Annotated in this window: 18 protein-coding genes and 1 other RNA gene; 13 read left to right on the top strand and 6 right to left on the bottom strand. The window is 65.7% G+C overall.

The genetic code is table 11. The features are described 5' to 3' along the window. Nucleotides 1-69: 69 nt before the first annotated feature. The 5 genes from ACCQ13_RS06580 to ACCQ13_RS06560 all read right to left on the bottom strand — a co-directional run bounded on the left by ACCQ13_RS06580 (nt 70) and on the right by ACCQ13_RS06560 (nt 4,021). Complete coding sequence (locus ACCQ13_RS06580) at nt 70-780, bottom strand: DUF2058 domain-containing protein (protein ID WP_337999780.1); 711 nt, start codon at nt 778-780, stop codon at nt 70-72. Between the two features lie 18 nt (nt 781-798). Beyond that, nucleotides 799-1,035 carry a SlyX family protein gene (locus ACCQ13_RS06575; RefSeq protein WP_024939344.1) on the bottom strand — a complete coding sequence of 79 codons (237 nt, stop codon included), beginning with the start codon at nt 1,033-1,035 and terminating at the stop codon, nt 799-801. After that, nucleotides 1,028-2,377, bottom strand: a complete 1,350-nt coding sequence (locus ACCQ13_RS06570) for a UDP-glucose dehydrogenase family protein (protein ID WP_104601762.1) — start codon at nt 2,375-2,377, stop codon at nt 1,028-1,030. Before ACCQ13_RS06570 ends, ACCQ13_RS06575 begins: the two co-directional genes overlap by 8 nt. A gap of 24 nt (nt 2,378-2,401) precedes the next feature. Further along, a complete protein-coding gene (locus ACCQ13_RS06565; protein ID WP_104601763.1) occupies nt 2,402-3,373 on the bottom strand; it encodes an FKBP-type peptidyl-prolyl cis-trans isomerase in 972 nt (323 codons plus the stop codon). A gap of 90 nt (nt 3,374-3,463) precedes the next feature. Beyond that, a complete protein-coding gene (locus ACCQ13_RS06560; RefSeq protein WP_159406865.1) occupies nt 3,464-4,021 on the bottom strand; it encodes a glutathione peroxidase in 558 nt (185 codons plus the stop codon). Between the two features lie 135 nt (nt 4,022-4,156). Between ACCQ13_RS06560 and ACCQ13_RS06555 the strand changes: the two genes are divergently transcribed. From ACCQ13_RS06555 to ACCQ13_RS06525, 7 genes are all read left to right on the top strand, one after another. Beyond that, nucleotides 4,157-4,405, top strand: a complete 249-nt coding sequence (locus ACCQ13_RS06555; protein WP_104601765.1) for a hypothetical protein — start codon at nt 4,157-4,159, stop codon at nt 4,403-4,405. 2 nt (nt 4,406-4,407) lie between these two features. Then, entirely contained in the window at nt 4,408-4,770 is a 363-nt protein-coding gene (locus tag ACCQ13_RS06550) for a GntR family transcriptional regulator (protein WP_159406864.1), read from the top strand. Further along, nucleotides 4,767-5,642, top strand: coding sequence for an ABC transporter ATP-binding protein (locus ACCQ13_RS06545; RefSeq protein ID WP_104601767.1), 876 nt, complete (start codon nt 4,767-4,769; stop codon nt 5,640-5,642). Before ACCQ13_RS06550 ends, ACCQ13_RS06545 begins: the two co-directional genes overlap by 4 nt. Beyond that, nucleotides 5,639-6,625 (top strand): ABC transporter permease, encoded by a 987-nt coding sequence (locus ACCQ13_RS06540; protein ID WP_104601768.1) that lies wholly within the window; start codon nt 5,639-5,641, stop codon nt 6,623-6,625. Before ACCQ13_RS06545 ends, ACCQ13_RS06540 begins: the two co-directional genes overlap by 4 nt. A 10-nt stretch (nt 6,626-6,635) precedes the next feature. After that, nucleotides 6,636-7,454, top strand: a complete 819-nt coding sequence (locus tag ACCQ13_RS06535; protein WP_104601769.1) for a DUF4097 family beta strand repeat-containing protein — start codon at nt 6,636-6,638, stop codon at nt 7,452-7,454. 23 nt (nt 7,455-7,477) lie between these two features. After that, nucleotides 7,478-8,011, top strand: coding sequence for a DUF2884 family protein (locus tag ACCQ13_RS06530; protein ID WP_159406863.1), 534 nt, complete (start codon nt 7,478-7,480; stop codon nt 8,009-8,011). Nucleotides 8,012-8,083: 72 nt separating this feature from the next. Then, nucleotides 8,084-8,506, top strand: coding sequence for a hypothetical protein (locus ACCQ13_RS06525; RefSeq protein ID WP_167526845.1), 423 nt, complete (start codon nt 8,084-8,086; stop codon nt 8,504-8,506). 119 nt (nt 8,507-8,625) lie between these two features. Here ACCQ13_RS06525 and ACCQ13_RS06520 read toward each other — a convergent pair whose 3' ends face one another. After that, the gene (locus ACCQ13_RS06520; RefSeq protein ID WP_159406862.1) at nt 8,626-10,032 is read right to left on the bottom strand and encodes a class II fumarate hydratase; all 1,407 of its coding nucleotides are present in this window, start codon (nt 10,030-10,032) and stop codon (nt 8,626-8,628) included. A gap of 285 nt (nt 10,033-10,317) precedes the next feature. Here ACCQ13_RS06520 and ACCQ13_RS06515 point away from each other — a divergent pair, with 285 nt between their 5' ends. The 6 genes from ACCQ13_RS06515 (at nt 10,318) to ACCQ13_RS06490 (ending at nt 16,695) form a co-directional block, all read left to right on the top strand. After that, nucleotides 10,318-11,640 carry a hemolysin family protein gene (locus ACCQ13_RS06515; RefSeq protein ID WP_159406861.1) on the top strand — a complete coding sequence of 441 codons (1,323 nt, stop codon included), beginning with the start codon at nt 10,318-10,320 and terminating at the stop codon, nt 11,638-11,640. A gap of 35 nt (nt 11,641-11,675) precedes the next feature. Further along, nucleotides 11,676-13,043, top strand: coding sequence for an adenylosuccinate lyase (purB, locus tag ACCQ13_RS06510; protein ID WP_104601774.1), 1,368 nt, complete (start codon nt 11,676-11,678; stop codon nt 13,041-13,043). A gap of 77 nt (nt 13,044-13,120) precedes the next feature. Further along, a non-coding RNA gene (locus ACCQ13_RS06505) (sX9 sRNA) lies at nt 13,121-13,196 on the top strand. A gap of 206 nt (nt 13,197-13,402) precedes the next feature. Next, nucleotides 13,403-13,903 (top strand): DUF3060 domain-containing protein, encoded by a 501-nt coding sequence (locus tag ACCQ13_RS06500; RefSeq protein ID WP_104601775.1) that lies wholly within the window; start codon nt 13,403-13,405, stop codon nt 13,901-13,903. Between the two features lie 402 nt (nt 13,904-14,305). Next, nucleotides 14,306-15,766, top strand: a complete 1,461-nt coding sequence (locus ACCQ13_RS06495) for a ribosomal protein uL16 3-hydroxylase (protein ID WP_159406860.1) — start codon at nt 14,306-14,308, stop codon at nt 15,764-15,766. Next, nucleotides 15,763-16,695 (top strand): GNAT family N-acetyltransferase, encoded by a 933-nt coding sequence (locus tag ACCQ13_RS06490; RefSeq protein ID WP_159406859.1) that lies wholly within the window; start codon nt 15,763-15,765, stop codon nt 16,693-16,695. Before ACCQ13_RS06495 ends, ACCQ13_RS06490 begins: the two co-directional genes overlap by 4 nt. Nucleotides 16,696-16,815: the final 120 nt, after the last annotated feature.

Genomic DNA, 16,815 nt, shown 5'->3' with positions numbered 1-16,815 from the left:
ATTTCCTTCTGGATACGCAAAGGGCGCCTTGCGGCGCCCTGCGTTTTGGCCCTTACTTGCCAACAGATATCACCAAACAAGATCGTCAGGCACCTGATACTGCGGATCCGCGTACGGATCCTCGCTTGCCGGTGCATCAGGGTCCACCTTCAGTGCAACCGAAGGCGCGAACACCGCTTCGGCTTCGGCCAGTACTTCGGCAGTCACCAGCAGATAGCGCCCGTTGAGCTGCAGTACGCCCAACTCGCCAGCGTTGAGCGCCTTGAGCTGATCGGCGGTGACGTAGATGCGCTTGATCTTGCCGCCATACGGGAAATGCCGGGCGATATCGGCCTCGGCATGGTTCAGGCCCTTGTCCTTGAGCAGCGCTTCCAGCTTGGTCTTGGCTTCGCGGCGCAGGCGGGCTTCTTCCTGCTTCAACCGCTCCGCTTCGATGCGCTCGTCCTTTTCGCGCTGCGCACGGATCGCATAGGCCTTGGCCAGGTCGATGTCTTCGCGCGTGCGGGCGGGCCTGGGACCGCGCCGATCGGTGGCGGCATGCGGCGGACGCGGCCCACCGGGCCGTCCGTCGTGTTTGCGTGGGTTGCCGCCGTCGGTGGCCGCGGCGGCGTGCGGCCGCTGCGGTCCCCGGCCCTGGCCACCCGGCGTGTTGCCGCCGGGTGCGGGCTTGCCACCCTTGCCATGTGGACGCGCGGCAGGCCGTGCGTCGGGTTTGCGTTCGGGCTTGGGCGCGGACTTGAAGCCCAGGCCAAGCAACTGGTCACGTAAGGTATCGCTCATGGCGGTGGCAATCTGCAATCAATAGTGCGGCGGCGGCGGTTCATCGGCCGCATCGGCAAACAACGTGGAGCGCACCTTGCCCAAATCCTCGAGCAAGTGGCGGATCAGTTCGGCGTTGCGGGCGCCCGTCAACCGGGCGTCCGCAAGCGCTTCACTCAGCTCATTGAGCGCCTGCTCCTGAAAGGAGAGGCGCGTTTCCAGTTCCACCAACCGCGCATCCAGTTCCTGGTCGCGCGGCGAGAGTTGCTCATGCATGCAACGAACGGCCTCGTCCGATAGCGTAGTACGCCAGTCCTGCAGCTTCGATTTCCTGCGGGTCGTACAGGTTGCGGCCGTCGAACACGACGTCGTCCGTCAACGCCTGCTTGATCTTGCTGAAATCCGGGCTGCGGAACTGCTTCCACTCGGTGACCACGACCAACGCATCGGCGCCTTCCAATGCAGAGAACGCGTTGTCGCAGAAGGTCAGGTCGTCACGCTCGCCGAAGATGCGCTTGGCCTCGTGGGTCGCTTCCGGGTCGTAGGCGCGCACCTTGGCACCGGCTTCCCACAGCTGCGCCATCAGGCGACGGCTGGAGGCCGCACGCATGTCGTCGGTGTTGGGCTTGAACGCCAGGCCCCACACCGCAAACGTCTTGCCGGCGATGCTGCCGGAACCTTCGCCACCGTAGTGACGCTGCACCAGCTCGAACAGGTGCCCCTTCTGCGCGTTGTTGACGCTTTCCACCGCATTGAGCAGGGTCGGCTGCATGCCGTACTGCTCGGCGGTCTTGGCCAGTGCCTGCACGTCCTTGGGGAAGCACGAGCCGCCATAACCGGCGCCGGGATAGATGAAGTGCCAGCCGATGCGTGGATCCGAGCCGATGCCGTTACGCACATGCTCGACGTCCGCACCGACACGCTCGGCGATATTGGCGATCTCGTTCATGAAACTGATCTTGGTCGCCAGCATCGCGTTGGCCGCGTACTTGGTCAGCTCGGCCGAACGCACGTCCATTTCCACGATGCGATCGCGGTTGCGGTTGAACGGCGCGTACAGGCGACGCATCCGCGCGATCGCCGCCGGCTTCCTGGCGCCGATCACGATGCGGTCCGGTCGCATGCAGTCGGCCACCGCATCGCCTTCCTTGAGGAACTCGGGGTTGGAAACCACATCGAATTCATGCTCCACGCCGCGTGCATCCAGCTCTTCCTGGATCGCCGCGCGCACCTTGTCGGCGGTGCCGACCGGCACGGTGGACTTGTTGACCACGATCGCTGGCCCATCGATATGGCGGCCGACCGTGCGCGCAACGGCCAGCACGTACTGCAGGTCGGCACTGCCGTCTTCGTCCGGCGGCGTGCCCACGGCGATGAAGGTGATTTCGCCGTGCGCAATCGCCTCGGCGGCGTCGCTGGTGAAGCGCAACCGGCCAGAGGCGTGGTTGGCTTTCACCATCGGCTCCAGGCCGGGTTCGTAGATGGGAATCACCCCACGATTGAGACCATCAACTTTCGCCTGGTCGATATCCACGCAGATGACGTGATGACCTACTTCGGCCAGACAGGTACCGGTGACAAGACCAACATAACCGGTACCAAAGATCGCAACTCGCATGGGTGGGGGTACTCCTGTGGGGGATCAGGGAAGGATACCCATCAGTTCGACATCGAACGTCAACGTTGCATCCGGTCCGATCGGCCCCCCTTGCGTGCCGTTCGGGCCATAGGCCAGGTTGGATGGAATCCAGAAACGATATTTCGAACCGACCGGCATCAACGCAACGCCTTCGGTCCAGCCGGCAATGACCTGGTCCAGCCCGAACTCGGCCGGCTGGCCGCGCTGGTAGGAACTGTCGAACACCTGCCCATTGAGCAGCTTGCCTTCGTAGTTCACGCGAACCTTGTTGGTACGCATCGGGCGCTCGCCGCTGCCCTGGCGCAGCACCATGTACTGCAGGCCGGACGCGGTGGTGATGACGCCCTTCTCGGCCTTGTTCTTGGCCAGGAAAGCATTGCCTTCTTCGCGATTCTTGGCACCGGCAGCGCCCTGCTTGGCAGCAGCAAACGCCTGCATGGTGGCGGCCGCTTCCTGCTGGGTCAGGCGCGTGGTGCCCTTGGCGAACACGGTTCGCACGGCGTCCATCAGGATCGGCAGGTCGATCTCGTCCTTGATGCCGGCCAACGACGGACCCACCGCACGGTCGCCCAGCATCAGGCCGACGTTTTCCTTCGAAGGCGTGGCAGGCGCCGAACCCGGTGCCATGCCCGGCACCTGCTGGCCGTTGCGGGCCGCCAGCGCGGTGCGCAAGGCGGTGTCGGTGGCCTGGGTCTGCTCGTCGGACAACAGCGGCTTGCCACCCTTGAACGCATTTTCGATGGCGCGCTGCATCGCACCCAGATCGATGTCCTGGGCAATCGGCTCGAACGAACGCGCCACGTCCATGCCGATGGCGTAGCTGACGTTGTCGCGCGTGCTCTTCTCAGACGATGCATTCAAAACTGGCTTCTCCTTGGTGGCCGCTGCGGCCGGTTGCTGCGACATCGCCGGCACCGAAGCCGCCATTGCCACCATCAGTAGCGACGCCGCCGCGCCGCGCTTTCCCATCTTCATTCGATGCACTTCCCGAAAGTGAAAAGACACGCCGCCGACGGCGCTGAACAGGCATTGTCGCATGCGCACGCGGCGTTGCGAGAGCCGCGCTCAGCGCGAGGGCGCATTGAGCTCGCGTTCGATTGCCGCCAGCACGCTCGGATCGTCCGGCTTGATCTTGCTGGGGAACTGCGCCACCACGCGCCCATCGCGAGCGACCAGATACTTGTGGAAGTTCCAGCCCGGCGCCACGCCGGTCGCCTGGGTCAGCCGCTGGTACAGCGGCGTGGCCTCCTTGCCCAACACATGCACCTTCTCGAACATGGGGAACTTGACGCCGTAGGTCAGTGTGCAGAATTCCTGGATCTGCTTCTCCGATCCCGGTTCCTGCCCCCGGAAATCGTTGGACGGGAAGCCCAGCACCGAAAAGCCACGGCTGCCGAAACGCTGATTGAGTGCTTCCAGGGCTTCGTACTGCGGGGTGTAGCCGCACTTGCTGGCGGTATTGACCACCATCAGCACCTTGCCGCCGTAGCTACGGTTCAGGTTGATGGGCGCCTTGCCGGCCAACGGGCGGTAGTCCAGATCCAGCAATGGCGCGTCGGCGGCCACCGCCGACCCAGCGAAAAAGCCAGCAATAACAAGCATCAGCAGACGTTTCATGACCATGGCGATTCCTTGGAAGTGGGCGGCAACCCGGCCTGCGCGAGGGGTGCCATCAGTTGGGTACGACAAGCAGTTGACGGGCTGCGTGTCGGTGTTATAGTTGAATACAACACCAGTCATCCAACGCAGGGGGAAAGCATGAACAGCACACGCACCACGCGACCAGTTCCGCTGTTGCTGTTCGGCAGCACCCTGTTTGCCATTGGTTGCCTGGGAGCCGCTTCCAGTCAGGTCACGGAGTCCGGCGCCGATTATGGCGTGTCGGAGGCGGTTACGGAAAACGCGACAACTCCCCCCGAAGCGCGCAGCCGGCCCGACCGGCATCCGCGCGCCTCGCTGTCGATGCCCTATTTCTCCTTCGCGCAGGTTCTGCGTCCACGGAGCTGACCATGAACGACATTCAATGGAGCGACGGCGCTCCCATCTATCGCCAACTCAAGGACCGGGTCATTGCCATGATGCTCGATGGAATCCTCAAACCTGGAGACGCCCTGCCCTCGGTACGGCAGGTGGCCGCTGACTACCAACTCAATCCCATCACCGTCTCTCGCGCCTATCAGGAACTGGCCGACGAGAATCTGGTGGAAAAACGTCGCGGCCTGGGGATGTTCATGACCCCGGAAGCCGCACAGAAGCTGCGCGGAAGCGAGCGCGAGCGCTTCTTGAACGAAGAATGGCCGGCGGTGCTGGAACGGATCCAGCGGCTGGGCCTGTCCATCGACGATCTGTTGCCACAGGGGAAAACACCATGACCGCCGTCTCCACCGACCTTGTCGTCGACGCCCGCGGCCTGCGCAAGGCCTACAAACACCGACTGGCGCTGGACAACACCAGCTTCACCATCGCTGCCGGTCGCATCGTCGGATTGATTGGCCCCAACGGCGCCGGCAAGACCACGGCCCTCAAGGCCGTACTGGGCCTGACCGATTTCGACGGCGAGCTGCGCGTGCTGGGCATGGACCCGCGCACGCAGCGCAACGCGCTGATGAATCAGGTCTGCTTCATCGCCGACGTGGCGGTGCTGCCGCGCTGGCTGCGGGTGGGCGAAGCGATCGACTTCGTGGCCGGCGTGCACCCGCGCTTCGATCGCGCCAAGTGCGAGCGTTTCCTGGCCAATACCCAGCTCAACCGCAGCGCGCGGGTGCGCGAGCTGTCCAAGGGCATGATCGTGCAGCTGCACCTGGCGCTGGTGATGGCCATCGACGCGCGCATCCTGGTGCTGGACGAACCCACCCTGGGCCTGGACATCCTGTACCGCAAGCAGTTCTACCAGCGCCTGCTGGAGGACTACTTCGACGAACAGAAGACCATTATCGTCACCACCCACCAGGTAGAAGAGATCGAACACATCCTCACCGATGTGATGTTCATCCGCGACGGCCGCATCGTGCTGACCGCCGACATGGAAGACGTGGCCGAGCGCTACACCGAAGTGCTGGTCAGCGCCGAGCAGGTGGACACCGCGCGTGCGCTCAGGCCGATCGACGAGCGCAGCCTGCCGTTCGGCAAGACCGTGATGCTGTTCGACGGAGTGCCCAAGGCACAGCTCGCCGGCGTTGGAGAAACCCGCAATCCCGGCCTGGCCGACCTGTTTGTAGCCGTCATGAAGGGGACCTACGCATGAATGCCATGACCCACCAAGCATCCTCCTCGCGCACCTTCGCCTGGCTGCTCAAGCGCGAATACTGGGAACATCGTGGCGGCTTCGTCTGGGCGCAGCTCATCACCGGCGGCATCGCGGTGTTCTTCGCGCTGCTGGGCGCGGTGATCGGCGCGATCACCGCGCGCCGCAACATGGTCGGCGACAGCGTCCACCTGGGCGACATGGCCGAATACACCCGCACCCTGGGCCAGGTGGGCGACGGCCTGCTGCTGGGCGGCATCGGCATCGCCTCGGTGGTACTGGCCTTCGTGGTGTTCTTCTATTCGCTGGGTAGCCTGTACGACGACCGCCGCGACCGCAGCGTGCTGTTCTGGAAGTCGTTGCCGGTGTCGGATGTGCAGACCGTGCTGTCCAAGGCGGCTTGGGCGCTGCTGCTGGCGCCGCTGATTGCCATCGCGATCGGCCTGGTGGTGGGCCTGGCGCTGTGGCTGATCGCCATCGGCGGCGCCCTGATCGCCGGTGCGCCCAGCCCCTGGGCGATGGCCACGCACTCGCATCCGTTCGCGATGCTGTGGTTGCTGCTCAAAACCGTGCCGATGAGCCTGTTGTGGTCGTTGCCCACCGTCGGCTGGCTGATGTTCTGCTCCGCGTGGGCCAGCAGCAAGCCGTTCCTGTGGGCGGTGCTGTTCCCGCTGCTGGCCTGCGTGATGCTGAGCATCCTGTCGGCAATGCCGGGCGTGTCGCTGCCGATCGGCTGGATCTGGTACATCGTCGGCTACCGCGGCCTGCTCAGCGCCCTGCCCGGCACCTGGTCGGCGCGTGCGGTCAGCGGCAACCTGGACAGCAGCACCCTGCAGAACCCCAGCGACCTGGTGCAGTGGGCCCTGCAGCACACCGACAGCGCGCGCGTCTACGGCAATGTCGATATCTGGATCGGTGCCGCCATCGGTGCTGCGCTGATCGCTGCCTCCATCTACCTGCGCCGCCGGCGCTCCGAAGCCTGAAGGACACCGTATGCGCCTGCCTCTGACCCTGTCCATCCTGCTTGCCCTGCCCGGCGCCGCCGCAGCGGAAGAGCAGTGCAAGTTTTCCGAGCCGCGCAGCCTGGAACTGCAACTGACCGGCGTGAAATCGGTGTTGTTCGAAGTCGGCTCCAACGACCTGCATCTGGACGCGTTGCCGAGCAGTGGTGGAAAACTGGGCGGGCGCGCCTGTGCTGCCAGGGCGGAACTGCTCAAGGGCCTGACCGTGACCCAGAAGCGTGTTGGCGACAAGCTGGTGGTCACCTTGAACGATGACCGCCGGTTTTCCTTCGGGGAAAGCTATTCCTACCTGGATCTGCGCGGCAGCGTGCCCAACACGGTGCTGGTGCAATTCGATGTGGGTTCCGGCGATGCCCAGATCGCCGGCGCCGCAGCGGTCAGCGCCGACGTCGGCTCCGGCGACATGGTCATTCGCCGCAGCAAGGGGCGTGTTACCGCCAAGGTGGGTTCCGGCGACGTCGAGCTGGAGGACATCGGTGCGCTGCGCGTGCTAAGCGTCGGCTCGGGCGACCTGAAGGCCAGGCAGATCCATGGTGCAGCCGAGATCGGCAAGGTCGGCTCCGGCGAGGTCAAACTGCGTGGCGTGGCCGGCAATGTGAAGCTGGGCACGATCGGATCGGGTGATGTAGAGGTCCACGATGTGCAGGGCAACGTTACCGTGGAAGCGATCAATTCCGGCGCGCTCGACATCCACAACATCCGCGGCGATGTCAGCGTTGCGCGCAAGGGCAGCGGCGATGTCAATGTCAGCGACGTGACCGGCACCACGCGCGTGCCGACCGGCAAGTAATCCTTCACTTGGGGAAATAGCGGATGAAACTCCTGATTTCTGCGGTAATGGCCAGCGTGTTACTGGTAGGCTGCGGCAAGTCCGAGCCGAAGGTCGTGGTCTCGGGCGAGAATGACAGCGGCGGCGGCGTGAGCTTCAACGGCAAGAGCGTGACGCTCAAGCGCAGCGGCTTGCCGGCGGCGACCATCAGTGCCGACGGTGCGCTCAGCATCGACAGCAAGGCGGTGAACTTGAACCAGGTGCAGCATCAGGCGATGCGCCATTACTACGCGCAGATCCAGGGCGTTGCGGCCAAGGGCATCGATATCGGCACGCAGGGCGCGGCATTCGGCGCGCATGCCGCCGGTGAAGCGCTCAAAGGCGTACTGAGCGGCAACCCCGACCAGATTGGCGACAAGATCGAAGCCGAAGCGGCAACCTTCAAACAGAAGGCCATGCTGATCTGCGACCAGCTGGACAAGCTGCGCGGTGCGCAGGATGCCGCCGCCACTGCGGTGCCCGAATTCGGCCCGTATGCCAATCTCACCCAAAAGGATGTTGCCGACTGCCGCAAGTGAGCGCCGCATGCACCGGCACCCGCAACGCGCGGCGGGATTACACTGGTGCACTCCCCTCGACCCACCGATTCCATGAACAAGTTCGTGATGCTCTGCATGGCGCTATTGCTGTGCACCCTGTCCGCCTGCGGCGATCAGTCGTCCCGGCGCGCCGAACGTGGCAAGCCGCGCGTGGCCATCACCACGCAATCGGTGATGATTCGCCGCCCGCCCGCCGCCAATGCGGAGATCACCCCGGACGGCACGCTCAAGATCGACGATATCGCGCTACCGCAGAAGGAGCCGACCCGCGCCAAGCTGCAACTGCTGTTCGGGCACCTGCAGATGCTGCGCCAACAAGCGATCAACGACGCTGGCCCGGACCCGGGTTACAAGTCGATCAAATTGACCGCCACTCCGGAGATCCAACAAATCAGTAGAGAGCTGCTGGAGGAAATCCCGTCACTGCAGCCGTACCGCGAAAGTTTCGGCAACGTGCAGGCGGAGCGGCACTGAGTCCTGGCGAGGCCGCGGATTCGCGTAAGTCCTGTAGGAGCGAACCTGGGCGCGACAGGGCTTTATCGACAACGCCCCATCGCGCCCGGGTGCGCTCCTACGCGCGCACGCTGCGGTTGTCAGCCACCGCTTCCACTGCTGCCGGCCTGGATCCCCCCGCGCGTCAGCGCGGCCGGGTCCAGCAATCGCCGCAGTTCGGCTTCGCTCAGTCCGCTGTCTTCCTTGGCCACCTCCAGCACCGGGCGCTGCTCCTTGTAGGCGCGCTTGGCGATCGCGGCCGCCTTTTCGTAGCCGATGAGGGGATTGAACGCGGTCACCAGGATCGGATTGCGATCCAGCGCCTCGCGCACGCGCTCCTGACGCACCTTCAAGCCGGCAATGGCGGAGTCGGCCAACAGACGCGACACATTGCTCAGCAAGGTGATCGAATCCAGCAGGTTGTAGGCAATCAGTGGCAGGGTCACGTTCAACTGAAAATTGCCGGTCTGCCCGGCCACCGTGATGGCGGTGTGGTGGCCGATGACCTGGGCGCAGGCCATCACCGTGGCCTCGGGAATCACCGGGTTGACCTTGCCCGGCATGATCGAGCTGCCCGGCTGCAACGCCGGCAACTCGATCTCTCCCAGCCCGGCCAACGGTCCGGCATTCATCCAGCGCAAATCATTTGCGATCTTGATCAGCGCCACCGCCAGCGCATTGAGCTGGCCGGACAATTCCACCGCATCGTCCTGCGCGGCCAAGCCTTCGAACTTGTTTTCCGCGCTTTCGAACCTGGCCCCGCTCAGGCTCGACAAGGCCTTGGCGGCTTTTGCGCCAAAGCGCGGATCAGCATTGATGCCGGTGCCAATCGCGGTGCCGCCCAGCGGCAACCGGCGCAGGCGCTTGAGCGCGTCATCGATCCGCTCCTGCGCCGAGCGCAGTTGCGCAGACCAGGCACCGAATTCCTGCCCGAACGTCAGCGGCATCGCATCCATCAAATGAGTGCGCCCGGTTTTGACGATCTTGTCCAGCGATCTGGCGCGCTTGTCGATGGTCTTGCGCAGATGCTTCAGCGCCGGCTGCAGGTGCTCCTGCACGGCAAGCAGGGCGGAGACACGGATCGCGGTAGGCACCACGTCGTTGGAACTCTGTCCCAGGTTGACGTGGTCGTTGGGATGCACCGTGGACTTGCCAGCCCGCGTGGCGAGCGTGGCGATCACCTCGTTGGCATTCATGTTGGACGAAGTACCCGAGCCGGTCTGGTACACATCGATCGGGAATTGCGCGTCATGCGCGCCGTCGGCCACCTGCAAGGCCGCCTCCTGCACGGTCCTGGCGATCGCCTTGGGCAACAACCCCAGGTCGGCGTTGACGCTCGCCGCAGCGGCCTTGATCAGCCCCAGCGCGCGAACGAAACCGCGCGGCATCGGCTGACCGGAGACCGGGAAATTCTGTACGGCGCGCTGGGTCTGCGCGCCCCATAGCGCATCCGCGGGCACCTGCAATTCGCCCATGCTGTCGTGTTCGGTCCTGAAACGTTCGCTCATCTGCACTCTCCGCAATTGGTGATTTGTGGTGACGCAATGGCTGGCCGCGGGCATGCCCACGCTGGCAAGGCCGCCTACGATACCCGCTCCCCCGTTGCGACCGTGTCGTCGCACTGCGTGGGCTAGACTGCCGAATCATCCATCCGAGGTACCACGCCGCCATGGGCGACGACCCTGACTGTAGAAACGCACCGAGCGTGTCGTGCTTTGCTGTACACCCCACCGTTTCGCCCCTGCCCGCGCTGATGCATTCGGGCACTGCAATCGATCGTTGCGGAGGCGGATATGCTCGGTAACGTCTTGCTGCTGTTCGTCGCGCTGCTGCTGGTGCTGTTGAACGGATTCTTCGTTGCCGCCGAGTTTGCATTGGTCAAACTGCGGCATACCCAGGCGGTGGGCTTGGCACAGAACAACGGGTGGCGCGGGCGGTTGTTGCTCGACGTGCATGCGCACCTGGATGCGTATCTGTCGGCTTGCCAGCTGGGGATCACCCTGGCCTCGCTTGGCCTCGGCTGGGTGGGCGAACCGGCCTTCGCGCATCTGCTGCAGCCGCTGTTCGACAGGCTTGGCCTGTCGCCGGAAGCCGCGCAGTTCACCGCGCTGGCGATCGCCTTCAGCCTGATCTCGTTCCTGCACATCGTGCTGGGCGAACTGGCGCCCAAGACCATGGCGATCCGCCGTCCGGAGCGGATGTCGCTGTGGACTGCGGCGCCGCTGTATGTCTTCTACTGGATCATGTTCCCGGCGATCTGGCTGCTCAACACCAGTGCCAACGGCCTGTTACGGCGGCTGGGTTGGGGCGATATCGAACATCAGTCGCACCGCTACTCGCGCGAGGAACTCAAGCTGATCGTGGGCCGCCAGGATCCGAATGCGCCCGCGCCCGACCATGGGCTGACGCTGATGAGCCACGCACTGGAGCTACCGGACCTGGTGGCCGGCGACCTGATGCGCCCGCGCGAGCACCTGCGCAGCCTGCGCGAGGGCATGGATCTGGATGCGGTACTCGCCGAATTCAGCGAGTCGCGTTACAGCCGCTACCCCTGGTTCGACACCGACGGCGAGCAGGTGCTGGGCATCCTGCACACCAAGGATCTGCTGGTGGCGATGGCACGTGGCCAGGACCTGGACGACCTGCGCCCGCTGCTGCGCCCAGCCACCCTGCTGACCCTGGAGACGCCGATCCCGCATGCGCTGGAAGAATTCCGCACCGGCACCACCCATCTGGCGCTGTGCGTGGAGGACGAAGGCCGCATCCTGGGCTTCTTCACCCTGGAAGACCTGCTGGAAGTGGTGGTGGGCGAGATCGAGGACGAACACCGCCATGTGGTGCGCGATGCCCCGGTGCGCAGCCAGGACGGCTCGCTGCTGGTGGCCGGCAGCACCTCGATCTTCCGCCTGGAGCGCCTGCTCGGCCAGGATCTGAGCGCCCCGGATCATGTCAATTCGGTCGGCGGGCTGATCGTGCATCAGTTGCAGCGGCTGCCCGACGAAGGCGAGACCCTGGAGCTGGACGGCCACGCGCTGACCGTGCGGCGCATGGCTGGCCACCGCATCCAGGCGGTGACGGTGCGGCCGGTGGGCGAAGCCGAGGCCGGGGCGGCGTAGAATATCGGCCCCGCCAGCTTCCCAGTGCCCTGCCCATGTCGGATTCCGCCCTGCTCGCCCTGTCCCCGCTCGACGGCCGCTACGCCTCCAAGGTGGATGCATTGCGCCCGATCTTCTCCGAATATGGCCTGATCAAGGCGCGGGTGAAGGTCGAGATCGAGTGGCTGCTGGCCCTGGCCGCCGAACCGGGCATCGCCGAGCTGGCGCCGTTTTCGGCCAGCGCCGCGCAGCGCCTGCGTGCGCTGGCCGATGGCTTCAGCGTCACCCACGCCGCCCGCGTCAAGGAGATCGAGCGCACCACCAACCACGACGTCAAGGCGGTGGAGTACTTCATCAAGGAGCAGCTCACCGACGACGCCGAGCTGGGCCCGGCACTGGAATTCGTGCACTTTGCGTGCACCAGCGAGGACATCAACAACCTCAGCTACGGCCTGATGCTGGAACAGGCCCGGCGCGAGGTGCTGCTGCCCACGCTGGACGGCATCGTCGCCTCGCTGCGCCGCCTGGCGCATGCGCAGGCGGCCCAGCCCATGCTGTCGCGCACCCATGGCCAGACCGCCTCGCCCACCACGCTGGGCAAGGAAATCGCCAACGTGGTGGCGCGCCTGGAACGCCAGCGCACGCAGATCGCCGCGGTCGAGCTGACCGGCAAGATCAACGGCGCGGTCGGCAACTACAACGCGCACCTGGTGTCGTACCCGCAGCTGGACTGGGCGGCGTTCGCACGGCGGTTCGTCGAGAGCCTGGGCCTGGTGTTCAACCCCTACACCACCCAGATCGAGCCGCACGACAACGTCGCCGAGATCGGCGATGCCGCCCGCCGCGCCAACACCATCCTGATCGATCTGGCGCGCGATATCTGGGGCTATATCTCGCTGGGCTACTTCAAGCAGAAGTTGAAGGAAGGCGAAGTCGGGTCCTCGACCATGCCGCACAAGGTCAACCCCATCGACTTCGAAAATGCGGAAGGCAACTTCGGCATCGCCAATGCCTTGTTCGAGCATTTTTCCGCCAAATTGCCGATCAGCCGCTGGCAGCGCGACCTCACCGACTCCACCGTGCTGCGCGCGCTCGGCACGGCGTTCGGCCACACCCAGGTGGCGCTGGATTCGCTGGCCAAGGGCTTGGGCAAGCTGACCGTCAATCCACAGCGCCTGGACGCGGACCTGGACGCGGCCTGGGAAGTGCTGGCCGAAGCTGTGCAGACGGTGATGCGCCGCCATGGCCTGCCCAACCCGTACGAGCAATTGAAGGCGCTGACCCGCGGCCAAGGCATCACCGCCGCCTCAATGCAGGCCTTCGTGGAACGCCTGCAGCTGCCGGAAGACGACAAGCAGCGCCTGCGTGCACTCACTCCGGGCGGCTACACCGGCCTGGCCGAGCAGTTGGCGCGCGCGATCTAGACGCGGCCAACCACTCTACGGCACAACCACTCTACGGCGCAACCACTCTACGGGCGCGAACGGCACCCGGAATCGGCATGTGCCCCGGCCACGCTCCGGTTCTGAGCGCACCATCCGTCCCACCTGATGACTGCCCGCGACGCGTTGTGGGCCGCTCCAAACGGATGGAATGCAGACAATGGCCGTGCCGGACAGGCCCGGCCATCGCTGACGCACGATGGATGGTCGCGTGTCTGCCGCCGTCCCGAACGGGAAGCGTGGCCGGATTGGCCGGCAATGCCCGGGCGTCGAGCCGGCGTCAACGACGCTTCCCGGCCTGGCTGCTATGGTGCCGGCCTCATCCAAGCGAGGGACCACCCATGCGTGCAGTTCGGAGTATCGCGTCGCTGATTGCGCTGTCCAGCATCGCCGCATTGAGCGGATGCGGTGCCGACGGCCCGGCCGCGCAGGCGGTATCGGCCATGTCCTCCACCCTCACCGACCCGGCCAGCGGCGCGGATTGCGATGGCAAGGATGTCCGGCTGACCCGCAATGACAGCGAATGGATCCTGCATGGCAACTGCGGCGCAGTGACCATCACCGCCTCACGTGGCGCGATGAATCTGGACAACGCACGCAGCATCCGCGTGGAAGGCAGCAATTTCACCGTACTCAACAGGCAGCTCGGCCAGCTCAGCGTGAGCGGTCACGACAACACGCTGAATCTGACCAATGTGGATCGCGTGGACATCCAGGGCAACAAGAACCTGGTGTTGGCGCGCGAAGTGAAGCAAGTACGGTTTTCCGGCAACGACAACACCGTCAACCCATCCAGCAAGCCGACGCTGGACGACAGCGGCAGTGGCAACAAGCTGATGTAAGCCACCTCCGTGCGTGACGCTGCAACCGGCGGCGCGCACGCTACGCGGTTACCCGCAGGACCAAGGGCTCTCGCCACGGCGTTCGCCAATATCCCAGCGTCGGTCAGCGCCGCCTCATGACGGGGCCTGCCGCAGTCGCGGCCCAGCACGCCCACCCGGCCACACGCCGGGCAGATCCCAAGGCAGGACCCAGGCACAGGGCCATGCTGCACGGCGAAGCGTCGCTCACCACAGCGGGCCTACATCGGTGCGGGATCGCCGGCCACCACTTCCCTGAAGCCTTGCCTGTTCGCGCCCCCGCTTGCAGGTGCAGATCCGGCGCAGGCATCGGACAATGGTGCCGGTACGCGCCGGCCCGGCCTGCGCCGCCGGCACTTCATCGATCCCCTGCAAGGAACCCCCATGGCTGCACGCAAGGCAAACCCTCCCGTCATCGAAGTCCAGGCCCGTCCGGGTCAGCCGCTGGGCATGCCGGTGGAGCGCTTCCTGCGCACCTACTGGCACAAGCACCCACTGCTGATCCGCAATGCCTTCGCGGACTTCGTCTCGCCGCTGCAGCCGGAAGACCTGGCCGGGCTGGCCTGCGAGGAGGGCGTGCTGGCGCGGCTGATCCGCCACGACCGCGCCACCGACGGCTGGGACGTGCGCACCGGCCCGTTTCAGGAAACCGACTTCCCCGGCCTGCCCGACCATGACTGGACCTTGCTGGTGCAGGACGTGGACAAGTGGGACGCCGACGTGCGCGGCCTGCTGGAGCAGTTCCGTTTCCTGCCGCGCTGGCGCATCGACGACATCATGATTAGCTTCGCTGCCACCGGCGGTTCGGTCGGCGCGCATGTCGATCATTACGACGTGTTCCTGCTGCAGGGCCAGGGCCACCGCCGCTGGCAGATCGATGCGCGCGCCTCGCAGGGCCGCAAGCCCACGCCACAGGCATTCCGCGCCGATGTCGACCTCAAACTGTTGCGCGACTTCAAGCCCACCCACGACTGGGTACTGGGCCCGGGCGACATGCTGTACCTGCCACCGCTGGTGCCGCATCACGGCGTGGCCGAAGATCCCTGCCTGACCTTCTCCATCGGCACCCGCGCGCCCTCCTCGGCCGAGCTGATCGGCGACTACCTGGACACCCTGATCGCCGATGCCGACGAGGCCGTGCGCTATCACGACGAAGACCTGAAGCTGCCGGCCGACCCGTACGAGATCGACGTCACTGCGATGAACCGCGTGGTCGAAGCGCTCAATGCGCTACGCATGAACGACCCGGATCGCCTGGGCGACTGGTTCGGCCGCTTCATGACCACCTACCGCGCCTCCGGCGACGTGGTGCCGGCACCGGAACCGATTCCGCGCGAGGCGGTCGAACAGGCCCTGGACGAAGGCGTGGTGCTGTATCGCCACCCGTGGTCGCGGCTGGCCTGGCGGCGTGCCAAGCGCGGCGCCACCCTGTTCTGCAGCGGTCTGGAATTTGCGCTGTCGGCCAAGGACGCCGCACGCCTGGCGGCGGCCGAAGAGATCGATGGCACGCTCTACGGGCAGCTATCGGCACGCGGCCGCGAGGTGGTGCTGGAGCTGCTGGCCCAGGGCCATTACCAGCGTGCCCATGACGACACGCATGAGGACATCGAGGACATCGACCACGCACAGGCAGCTGCACTGAGCGTATCAGCCGATCACGACGACGCAGATGACGACGCCGATACCGTGGACGCCGACGCCGCCATCGACCACGACGCGGATGTGGAGGCGATCGCAGACGACGCGGACAACCCGCAGGAGCGCGTCGATGCCACCGAAGCGGACCTCGGCGAAGACGAGGACGAGGACAGCGACGAAGACGAAGGCACCTCTCCGCGCACATGAGCCCACACGGCAGGCCACGGATCGTTTCGCTGGACCCGGCCACCGACGCGGCGGCCCTGCGTGCGCTGCGCCGGGCCTGCGGCAGCGCGGCCCCGGGCGGTCCGGCCGAGGACGAGTGGGACGCACTGGACCCGCTCAGCCTGCACCTGGCCGCACGGACCGAGGACGGCCAACTGGTCGCCTCGGTCCGGCTGACCCCGGACCGGCGCATCGACCGGCTTGGCCTACTGCCGGACTGGCGCCGCCGCGGCCTGTCAGACCAACTGCTTTCCGCCGCCGTGGTCAGCGCCACCCAGCATGGCTGGCCACGCCTGCAGGCCCGCGTCACCGCCGGCGCCGAGGCGGTGTTCGCACGCCAGGGTTTTCTTCCCGACAGCCCTGCAGACCTGTCAACCGACCGCAGTGCCGACATCGGCGATGCACCCGGAACGCCAGTCCATCGCCGGCTCGACGGCCCGATGGCGGTGGACACCCTCGGTACCGCCCTGGCTGCCACCACCGGCCTGCTGTGCAGCGCGCGCCGCCAGGTACTGATCTATACCCGTGCCCTGGACCCGCCGCTGTTCGACAACGCCGCGGTGCTGGACGCATTGCGCCGCTTCGCCACCGCCCGCCACGACAAGCGGGTGCAGGTGCTGGTGCAGGACACCGCCAGCGCCACTGCCAGTAGCAGCGCCATGCTGCGCCTGGCGCAACGCCTGCCCAGCGTGTTCCGGTTCCGCGCGGTCAGCGATCCGGTCGATACCAGTGATGCGTCGGCCTACGTGGTCGGCGACGACGCCTACTACTTTCGTCCAACAGGTCATCGCTACGACGACGGCAAAACCTGGCTGTCCGGCGCGGCCCGCAGCCGCCAGCTGGCGCGCGAATTCGCGCAGATATGGGGGCGCAGCGCACTTTGGAACGAGGCGCGTGCACTCGGTATCTGATGCCGCAAGGCCCTTCTCACGCAGGCGCGCACGCCAGTGGTCTACCCCGCCGGTCAGCTCGCAGACGCCCCCTCACCAGCGCAAGGGGGTATAATTTTTCGAGATTTGAGACCGACCGAC

Origin of the sequence: Xanthomonas sp. NCPPB 1638 (assembly GCF_041475635.2) — a bacterium.
In the GTDB taxonomy this organism is placed as follows: domain Bacteria; phylum Pseudomonadota; class Gammaproteobacteria; order Xanthomonadales; family Xanthomonadaceae; genus Xanthomonas; species Xanthomonas cucurbitae.
This window is presented reverse-complemented; position numbering and strand designations above follow the sequence as displayed.